We start from the raw sequence: 9,247 nt of genomic DNA, 5'->3' as shown, positions 1-9,247 counted from the left end.
TCTGACGGTCAGCTCCGCACATCGGTGCGGTTACCAGTCCGGCCCCTCAGCTTGAGGCGTTGCTTTTATAAGCGACGGCTGCAGGTAAAAACGCCGGGCTGCGCGCCAAGGCTGCCTTACCCCTTCTTAAGTCGCTTAATCGTGCCGGAAAATGTGAACAACGTACGCTCTCCGGACGTCAATTGACCTCGCACGAAAATCAGCGAGCCACCAGCGCGGATGATTTCGCCCGCACCCACAATCAGATCGCCTTCGCGCGCGGCATCGATAAACGAACCGGAGAAATCAATGGTAACGCCGGGACCTTGAAGCACGGGCTTCGCGATCACGAACAGGCAAGAATCGCCAAATGCCATCAGGCACCCACCACTCACGTTCTTGCCGTCATTGAGGTGCTTATTCTCGACCCGGAAGGCGGCGCGGAAACTGCCGTCCGGTTCCTGCCGATAAAAGTAAGGCCCGCAATGAATCTCAAAATTGTCGAAGCCCTTGTAGGGCTGCCAACCCGTGAGTTCGTTCTCGGGTCCGGCGTGAAGGTCCGCGCGCTCAGAAGTCGCCGCTTTCGTGGAGTCGCGCAAGGAGTAGCCCTCAGTTGCTGATTGTTGTACGGCATGGCCGATAAGCTACCCAAAGCCTACCTCCGCCGTGAACGAAAAAATCGCTAAAAACCGTCCTGTGGCGCATATATCCGGCGAATTTGCCTTGGTTTGTGGCCGACGTCGCGCGAGTACCAATGCGTGCGTTCCGGCGGCTGTCCCAGCCGCACCCATTCAAGGAGCTGCCCGCTACCCTTAGTCATTCAGCGCGACAGTGTCGCCCGGCCGCCCTCATGTCGATTTCGTAAGAACGCGAGCGGTGCCGCTATTATCGTTGGCTTCAGCTGATTCTTTATGACCGCAATCAAGATCATGAACGCTTGATATCCCAGTGGGGCCGAGTTCGTGCTGCTGGTAGACGATCATGAAAAGTTCGCGCGGCGTTTCTCGCCCAATCCGGTGAGCAGTTCCGTAATGGTGCTACGGCACATTCCGTTCAACGGCTGGATATCGAAGCGCAGGGCGCCCGGCATGGTCTTCAAGCTGATGAAAGCCGCGCAGAAAATGGCACTCCAACGTCGCAATCAGAAAATGAATCTCGGGGTGAAATCACGCTAATGGGCTCGAAGTGGTCATCAAACCGATCGCAGTTCGCAATCGCCGCTGTCTGACTGATGACGCCGTCACAAAAAAGTTCTGCCAAGCCGCCGCATACGCGATCGTCGCAAGGCAAAGGTGGTATAATGGTGTTGCGGCGAGCATACCAGGGCGATCGCATGCCCGTCTTGAGCGAGTTGCTTTAGTCGACCTAGCTCGCCGACAGGCTTTGCAAGGGATCGCAGCTCAACACATGCTCAATGACGCGAGTTGATGCCCTGCTCACTGAAATCATCCGTCGGTTCGACAGACGTCTGTTTATCGTGCCTCTCTTCAGGCCCCAAGAGCTTCGAGAATGCTGTGGGTCTCGAAAGCTATGGCGACCCCGCTCCGTTCTGGCTTGGCGGCTCGCATCGCACGGTCCACCCAGGCAGCAATCAGCCTGGCGCGATGGCTCGGCGCCGAAGAATCGTAGGAGGCGTTTTCATTTCGCGCAATTTCTTCAAAATCCGGGCGATCTTTGCGGTCTTTCTGTGCCGAAGTGCTTCCACTATTTGGGCTGTCCGGCTGCTTGAGACAGCCTACCCTCATTGCAAAGAGCCTGTAAGATGCTTCTATCCTTCGAAATCAGCCAGCAGTCGGCCATACCGGAGGGGTCGGTGATCCGTCTTGCGGATTGGCGCGGTCCGCAGATCAAAGATCGCGACGATTCGGTTTGCGAACTCAGCGCGGTCGGTCTCGCGGAAGTCGAAACCGTGCTGCGGCGCATCAAGCCGGCCAAGAGCTGCCGGCAGTTCAACCGGGAAACGTGGCTGGCTCAATCGACCGCGATTTGCGGGGAGTTCCGACATGTCAACGTCTGAAATTGGAAGTCGTCCTGACCTGAATCAGGTGCAGGCGGTGAGCCGCAACAATCTATCCGCTCTCTTCCGGCCGAACTCCATCGCGGTGGTCGGCGCAAGTCCAAGCTCAGTGTTTGGCCGCCAAGCCCTCGAAAATTTCCAACAACTCGGGTACGCAGGCACGGTAGCCGCGGTGAATCCGAAATACGAACAGATTCTCGGATATCCCTGCTATCCCTCGATCAAAAGCATTCCGTTCGTACCGGAAGCTGTCCTTCTCTTGTGCAATCGGGCTACCGCAATTCCTGTGATTGAGGAGGCTGCAGATCTAGGAGTGCGGGCGGCGGTGGTCGTCGCGATCGGCTTTGGTGAAGCTGGCGCGGAGGGAGCGGCGGCGCAAGCCCGGGTCGTGGATGCGGCGCGCGCTTCAGGAATGGCGGTCCTTGGTCCCAACTGCAGTGGTCTGATCAACTGGGTTGATCGCGTGCCTCTTCATGTCAACGCAGTCGAGCCTAAGCGCCCAGGCAGCGTCGCGCTCATTTCGCAAGGAGGAGGACCCAAAACAGCACTAGTCGGAAATAGGCGCGGTGTGCGTTGGAGCCACGTCGTAACCTGTGGGAATGAAGCCGTCCTTGGGATTGCCGATTTTCTTCAGTATTTCGTCGATGATCCGCATGTGCGAGTCATCTGCGCCTTCATGGAAACAATCCGCGATCCTGAGCGCTTCTTTTTCGAGGCCGACCGGGCGCGCGCTGCCGGCAAACCCGTGATCATCCTGAAGGCGGGGCGCACGGAAGCTGCTCGCAAGATGGCGGCAGCGCATACGGGCGCTCTCGCCGCACCGCTGCGGTTGTACCGCGAGCTTTTCCGAAGGCACGGGATCGTACAGGTGGATACGCTAGAGGAGTTGCTTGCGTCCGCGCTGGCTCTTCAAGCGAGGCCTGCGCCGGGAGGTAGGCTTGGAGCGGCCGTTCCGTCGGGTGGGCTGCTACAGTTGGTGCTGGATGAGTCGGCAAAGTACAGTTCACTCAGTTTTCCGGAGTTTCAGTCGCAGACTGCGACGGCGCTTCGGGCCCTTATGCCCGAACTTCCGGAGTGCAGAAACCCTGTGGATTCTTGGGGTGTTCCGAACATGGAAGACTCCTATCCGAAGATCTTGCAGATGATCGAGCGCGATCCAAATGTCGATATTCTTCTCACCTACTGCGATCCGGGCACTGCCGGCACAAGGAATGCGGAGGAACTGGAGCTGTTTACGAATGGCGCGGTGAGGGCTGCGAGTGAGACCAAGAAGCCCGTCACCATGATCACGCCGATCGATGGTTCTGTGCCGCCGGAAAAGGTTGAGGAGTTCCTGGACAAGGGTGTATTGGTACTTGGCATGCACGACGCTTTTCGCGCTCTCGATCGTGCCGTGAAGTGGAGGCAGTGCGTACCGCCGATGGCGGAGGAGCCGCCTGTCGATAAATCGAAGCTCGTGAAGCAGATCTTCGAGTTCGGGGGCAGGCCCTTCTCGGGAAGGCCGGCGTTAGATTTTCTTGCTGCCGCCGGCATTCCCGTCGTCGAGAGTCGCTTCGTAACCAGCGTAAAGGCGGCAATCAGCGCAGCGGACGAACTTGGCTACCCTGTTGTTGTGAAGATCGGCGATACGAACGTGCTGCATCGAACTGAATTGGCCGGCGTGATAACAAACCTGCGTAGCGCGCAAGAGGTGTCCGCGGCGGCGACAAAGCTCTTCGCAGCGGGCTCACAACTCCTGATGGTTCAACCCTATGTGCGAGATGGGATTGAGATGATCCTGGGTCTGCAGACCGATGACGTCCTCGGACCTTTCGTACTGGTTGGTCAAGGCGGCATTTGGACGGAAATCATGGATGACGCGACTCTCCGCCCGGCCGGTCTTCGCGTCGGTGAGCCGGAGCAGATGCTCGCCGAACTCCGCGTAGACCGGCTGCTCCGCGGGGGCCGGGGCGCTGCTCCTGCGGATATACAAGCGCTTGTTGGAGCTATCCGACGGCTCGACGCGATTGCACGAAGTTTGGGTGATCAAATTCGCTCTGTCGACATCAATCCGCTCTTCGTGCGCAACGAGGGAGTGGTCGCGGTCGATGCACTCATCGTACCAGCGCCGGCGACGGCTAATGAAAATCGCTGAAAATAGCGAAAATCCGAAATCCGCTTAGACGAGCATCCACGATGTCGAGGTAGTGGAACATGCTGAACGAAACCATATCGACCACGAAGGAGCGCAAATAAATGGCATACAGCACGATTCTCTACGAAGTTGACGATCGCGTCGCGCGGATAACGATCAATCGGCCGAACAGAATGAACGCGCTCAATCTTAAGTTCGAGGCTGAAGTCAGCGATGCGCTCGCCGCAGCCGATCGGGATCCGGAAGTTCGTGTAGTCGTCGTGACGGGAGCGGGAGACCGCGCGTTTTCGTCTGGCTTCGACCTCCAAGACGAAGTCGCAACAGGCGAAGTGCGGCAGGGTATCGACGACTGGAGAAGGCGCCTCAACTACGACAAGAACTTCTTCTATTCTCTGTGGAATTTTTCAAAGCCGACTATTGCGATGATCAACGGTTATTGCCTGGCCGGAGCCGTAGATCTCGCCCAAATGTGTGACATTCGATATTGCTCCGAGGATGCAACCTTCTGTCTTACTGAGTCGCGTTTTGCGGCCGGCTTTTTGACCCTGCCATCGATGTCTTGGATAATCGGGCAACGTTGTCGCGAGTTGATTTACACGGGCGACGTGTTCGATGCTCAAGAGGCCTATCGGCTCGGGTTCGTGAGTCGGGTCTTCGCCAAGGACCGGCTCGAAAAGGAAGTTACGCGCATCGCCAAGCGGATGTCTAGAGTCGCCCTTCCCGCCCTAATGTGGAACAAGAAGGCACTCAACAACACGCTGGCTGCGGCAGGGTTTGATCCAGCGCTGCGGTACAGCGAGGAAGCCTGTTTGCTCATCGACACCTCGAAATCAGAGTTCGATTACTTCCGTGAACTCGCGCGATCTGACGTCAAGGCGGCGCTCAAGTGGCGTGATGCAATCTTTGAGCCGTTCGAATCCGAGTGGTCGTCGTTTGCTTCCCGCAAAGCATCCGCTAATGCCAAGAAGGGAGCGAACTGAGTGGCATAATCGCGGAGGTTATAGAGACGCGACTCTTGAGCCGAGCTTGGTAAGTCTCCAGCGGCCCGGCGGCTGCGATCTAGTGCTACGCCGCTCGCAGTTTTCTGTCGTCAAAAACTCCATGGGCGCCGCAATATTGGCGCACCTGTCTGAATCGCAATCACCCAAGGCTCGTTCGCTAGCAAGCTTCTGCACGTCGCTGGCATCATCATGAGCACAAGCCAGCACAGCAGCCCAAAGGACCGGTAGGAAGAGACCATATATGCCTATCAATTACGAACAGGTTATGGCCATGAAGAATCTTGGTCAGAAATACAGCTACGGAGATCGCGACGCGATACTGTATGCCTATGGCATCGGGATGGGCACTGATCCCTTGGACGAGAGGGAGCTTGCTTTCGTCAATGAGGCTGGGGCAACGTCCCGGCCTCTAAAGGTGATGCCGACTTTTGCTACCGTGGCCGCCTGGGGTGCTTGGCCGGGTAAGATGGACATCAATCGGGTGATGTTGGTGGACGGCGAGAGTGATCTCACCTTGCATCGGCCGCTGCCGGCCGCCGCGCATATCATTGCGGACTCCTCTGTGCTTGGGATCTACGATAAGGGCCAGGACAAGGGGGCGGTCATCCGCTTTCAAACTGTTCTGAAGAGCAGCGATGGCGAGGCGCTAGCAACGCTGGTGACCTCAAACTTCGCGCGTGGAGATGGCGGCTTTGGTGGGCCATCCGGCGGTCAGCCCGCGCCGCACCCGATACCGACTCGGGCGCCCGACAAGGTCATCGATATCCCCACACGCCCCGACCAAGCGCTGATCTACCGGCTTTGCGGCGATCGCAACCCGCTGCATTCCGATCCTGAATTCGCAAAGCGCGCCGGGTTTCCAAAGCCAATCCTGCACGGCCTGTGCACGTACGGAATTACCTGCCGCGGCGTCCTGCAAACCTATGCCGATTACAATCCGGCCGCCATCAAGCGGCATGCGGCGCGGTTTTCCGCACCGCTCTATCCCGGCGAGACGATCACGCTGGAGATGTGGAAGGATGCCAACGTAATCTCCTTCGAAGCCAAAGTTAAGGAGCGCGGCGTCACAGTCATCAAGAATGGCGTCACAGTGCTCGGGTGATTCAGGTAGACTTATCGCCGATCTGTTCTTTGTGACGGCCTGACCGGCCGGGCGGCGGCCGTTCCGAGCCGCCGCCCAGCCCGCTTGGCGACACGGTCGAGCTTACGTTCAGATTTGACGCCTCAGTTTTGACATCTGATGCGTTGCTAGTTTTCTCCGTGGCTTTGTGTTCTTCGCCATCGTGAGCGCAGGGCGGCCCTTCTCGCGAACGGGGTGCCACCGCGATTTCTCAAGATATGAGCAGCATGATCTCGAGTGCGGTTGAGACACGCTTGCGTACCTAACCGCGAATCAGGTGGTCGCGGCGTTGGGCGACACGGTCGAGATGCGGCCTTGCTCAGTCTGCTGTGCGCAGCACTTCAGTGGATCCTGCACCGCGGTGTTCAGACAGTGTCACGATTGCAAAGCTGCTCGGGCATCAGCCGGGTATTCTTCCGCTCAACCAGGTGCGGCCAGAAGTGGCGAAATCCTGCGCGAAAATAAGAAGATTTGCTGGAATTGTGTGTAACTGGCCGAAACTTGGCAACTTTCTTCTTCGCTACGGGCTAAGTCTTCACTTGTGCTTCGAAACCGGCCAATGAATGCGATCGTTTTGCTCACCGTGCATAATGAAGGAATGAGCGAGCGAATTGCTGTCGTGGAGCACGGGCTGATCAGGCAAGGCAGTTTGCAGCTCTTCACAACGTCATCACTCGCCGTCTGAGTGTGGTCGCGAGACGCGCTTGCCAAAGCGTGTCTCGCGATAAGATCGAGCTGTGGCCGGCGCAATTGAGTGTCTCTGAAGACTGCAGAGGGGTTTATGAAGCCAGACGAGCGCCGAAGCCGTGCGCCGGCGGATCAGGACTTACGGCAAGAGCCATGGCCACGCTTCTGAAGTGTGTGCCGCCGAACAAGCTCTCCTTTTCGGCCTCATCCGACTGCCGCCTTTCTTTACTATCAGACGACGCGCAACTCACCGTGCGAAAACTCCAGCCTGGCACCGGTCATCGTTGCGATGAAGGTGCCGAATGCTCCCCTCCTGCAGCGCTAGCCGCGAGGGTGATCGACAACCCCCGCACCGCTGCGCCCAAACAAAGGCGCTTACGAAAGTAGTCACTAGCCGAGGACTTGATACATGCTTACATTATCCGACCCTTCTCTTTTGAAGTCCGCCTGCTACGTCAATGGCACCTGGATTGGGGAGGGCGTTGACCCGGTCAACAATCCTGCCACCGGCGCCTTGCTGACGAAGGTGCCGCGCTTCGGCGAGACGGAGACCACCGCGGCCGTGGAGGCGGCGCAGACCGCGTTCAAACCCTGGGCGCGGAAAAGCGCAAAGGAGCGCTCGGCTATCCTACGTAAATGGTTCGAGCTGATCATGGCAAACCAGGAGGACCTGGCCCGGATCATGACGGCCGAGCAGGGCAAGCCGCTCACCGAATCGCGCGGCGAAGTCGTTTATGCTGCCTCCTTCGTTGAGTTCTACGCTGAGGAGGCCAAGCGGATCTATGGCGAGACCATTCCGTCGCCTTTCCCGAACTCCCGCATTATTGTCCAGAAGCAGCCGGTCGGCGTCTGTGCCGCGATCACGCCCTGGAACTTCCCAGCCGCGACGATGACGCGCAAATGCTCGCCTGGCTTGGCGGCTGGCTGCACCTTTGTGATCAAGCCCGCGCCTGAGACGCCGCTGAGCGCACTAGCGCTTGTTGTGCTCGCCGAGCGCGCGGGCTTCCCCAAAGGCGTGCTCAACGTCGTGACGGGCGACGCGGTCGCGATCGGCAAGGTCATGACCGATCATCCGGCGGTACGTTTCATCGGCTTTACCGGCTCGACGCCGGTCGGCAAGCTCCTGATGCAACAGGCCGCCTCCACAGTGAAGAAGGTCGGGCTGGAGCTCGGCGGCAACGCACCCTTCATCGTCTTCGACGATGCCGATCTCGATGCGGCGGTGGCTGGCGCGATAACGGCCAAGTTCCGCAACACGGGCCAGACCTGCGTCTGTACCAACCGGCTCTTCGTGCAGGAAGCGATTCATGACACTTTCGTCGAGAAGTTCGCAAACGCTGTGGCCAAGATGAAGGTCGGCGACGGCAGCGAGGCCGACGTGGTGCAGGGGCCGTTGATCAACCAACGCACGCTCGAGAAGGTCGAGCGTCACGTGGCAGATGCGGTCGCAAACGGGGCCAAGATTGTGGTTGGCGGCCGGCGCCATGCGCTGGGGCGCACCTTCTACGAGCCAACCGTGCTCTCCGGCGTCACCACAAAGATGATGGTGACTCACGAGGAAACCTTCGGTCCCGTCGCGCCGGTCTACCGTTTCAAGAGCGAGGAGGAGGTCGTCGCGCTCGCCAACGACACGCCTTTCGGGTTGGCCGCTTATTTCTACACGAACGATCTCGGCCGCGCTTTCCGCGTAGCGGAGGAACTCGAATGCGGCATGGTCGGCATCAACTCCGCCATTCTCGGGACCGAAGTCGCTCCCTTCGGCGGCGTCAAGGAATCTGGCCTTGGCCGCGAGGGCTCGCTCCATGGCATCGAGGAGTTCGTAGAGATCAAATATTTGCTCATGGGCGGAATTGCCATGTAACGATAAGCCTGCGTGCGTTTGCCGCTGAACCGGGTGGAAGCCGTTGCGTAGCCGGTGATAGCTCATGCCAAGCGCATGTGGAAATCTGTCTGCCCCTGATTGTTCTCCGATCGGCTGCGGTCTCTCACGCGATTGAGACGCTGGCCGAAGACACTGCACAAGGTAGTCGGCGCTGGCATCGTTGTGCAGCGCCGGTTACAAGAAAACTCATATCTCCTATGAAAAAGCTGCGCATCGCCCCAACAGAAGCAGAATTTCGGCGATACTAGGCCTCATGTCAGAGAACTTCGGCGTTAAGGATCAGGTAATATTTACGTGAGGCTTGGAGACGGGCCGAAGCCGAAAGCCGACTATGTTGCCGGAGGCTCCTACTATCTCCATTCTCAGCGAGGGTATCCAGAGGAGATAGTAATCATCCTCACCAAGGAGCGAATTGGATGTTGTGCGC

8 protein-coding genes are annotated in these 9,247 nt (G+C 58.4%); 7 read left to right on the top strand and 1 reads right to left on the bottom strand.

Features of this window, described 5'->3' with window-relative positions; translation table 11 throughout:
- Positions 1-116: 116 nt before the first annotated feature.
- On the bottom strand, positions 117-578 hold the full coding sequence (locus tag A3AS_RS0139255; RefSeq protein ID WP_018322835.1) for a PaaI family thioesterase: 462 nt from the start codon (positions 576-578) through the stop codon (positions 117-119).
- A 363-nt stretch (positions 579-941) separates the two neighbouring features.
- Between A3AS_RS0139255 and A3AS_RS0139250 the strand changes: the two genes are divergently transcribed.
- The 7 genes from A3AS_RS0139250 to A3AS_RS0139220 all read left to right on the top strand — a co-directional run bounded on the left by A3AS_RS0139250 (position 942) and on the right by A3AS_RS0139220 (position 8,799).
- The gene (locus A3AS_RS0139250) at positions 942-1,154 is read left to right on the top strand and encodes a hypothetical protein (protein ID WP_018322834.1); all 213 of its coding nucleotides are present in this window, start codon (positions 942-944) and stop codon (positions 1,152-1,154) included.
- A 587-nt stretch (positions 1,155-1,741) separates the two neighbouring features.
- Positions 1,742-1,996, top strand: a complete 255-nt coding sequence (locus tag A3AS_RS0139245; RefSeq protein WP_018322895.1) for a hypothetical protein — start codon at positions 1,742-1,744, stop codon at positions 1,994-1,996.
- On the top strand, positions 1,983-4,130 hold the full coding sequence (locus A3AS_RS0139235; RefSeq protein WP_084675003.1) for an acetate--CoA ligase family protein: 2,148 nt from the start codon (positions 1,983-1,985) through the stop codon (positions 4,128-4,130). Before A3AS_RS0139245 ends, A3AS_RS0139235 begins: the two co-directional genes overlap by 14 nt.
- Before the next feature lie 101 nt (positions 4,131-4,231).
- A complete protein-coding gene (locus tag A3AS_RS44470) occupies positions 4,232-5,110 on the top strand; it encodes an enoyl-CoA hydratase/isomerase family protein (RefSeq protein ID WP_018322892.1) in 879 nt (292 codons plus the stop codon).
- A gap of 262 nt (positions 5,111-5,372) precedes the next feature.
- Positions 5,373-6,233, top strand: a complete 861-nt coding sequence (locus A3AS_RS0139225; protein WP_018322891.1) for a MaoC family dehydratase — start codon at positions 5,373-5,375, stop codon at positions 6,231-6,233.
- A gap of 577 nt (positions 6,234-6,810) precedes the next feature.
- Positions 6,811-6,936 carry a hypothetical protein gene (locus A3AS_RS49890; RefSeq protein WP_256375121.1) on the top strand — a complete coding sequence of 42 codons (126 nt, stop codon included), beginning with the start codon at positions 6,811-6,813 and terminating at the stop codon, positions 6,934-6,936.
- A 411-nt stretch (positions 6,937-7,347) separates the two neighbouring features.
- Positions 7,348-8,799 (top strand): NAD-dependent succinate-semialdehyde dehydrogenase, encoded by a 1,452-nt coding sequence (locus tag A3AS_RS0139220; protein WP_018322890.1) that lies wholly within the window; start codon positions 7,348-7,350, stop codon positions 8,797-8,799.
- Positions 8,800-9,247: the final 448 nt, after the last annotated feature.

The sequence above is a fragment of the Bradyrhizobium sp. WSM2793 genome, from assembly GCF_000379585.1.
Lineage (GTDB): Bacteria > Pseudomonadota > Alphaproteobacteria > Rhizobiales > Xanthobacteraceae > Bradyrhizobium.
This window is presented reverse-complemented; position numbering and strand designations above follow the sequence as displayed.

What these genes read in the sequence shown, in the direction of transcription:
- A3AS_RS0139245 (WP_018322895.1), top strand. Translation starts at nt 1,742, where the DNA reads ATGCTTCTATCCTTCGAAATCAGCCAGCAGTCGGCCATACCGGAGGGG.
- A3AS_RS0139235 (WP_084675003.1), top strand. Translation starts at nt 1,983, where the DNA reads ATGTCAACGTCTGAAATTGGAAGTCGTCCTGACCTGAATCAGGTGCAG.
- A3AS_RS44470 (WP_018322892.1), top strand. Translation starts at nt 4,232, where the DNA reads ATGGCATACAGCACGATTCTCTACGAAGTTGACGATCGCGTCGCGCGG.
- A3AS_RS0139225 (WP_018322891.1), top strand. Translation starts at nt 5,373, where the DNA reads ATGCCTATCAATTACGAACAGGTTATGGCCATGAAGAATCTTGGTCAG.
- A3AS_RS49890 (WP_256375121.1), top strand. Translation starts at nt 6,811, where the DNA reads ATGAATGCGATCGTTTTGCTCACCGTGCATAATGAAGGAATGAGCGAG.
- A3AS_RS0139220 (WP_018322890.1), top strand. Translation starts at nt 7,348, where the DNA reads ATGCTTACATTATCCGACCCTTCTCTTTTGAAGTCCGCCTGCTACGTC.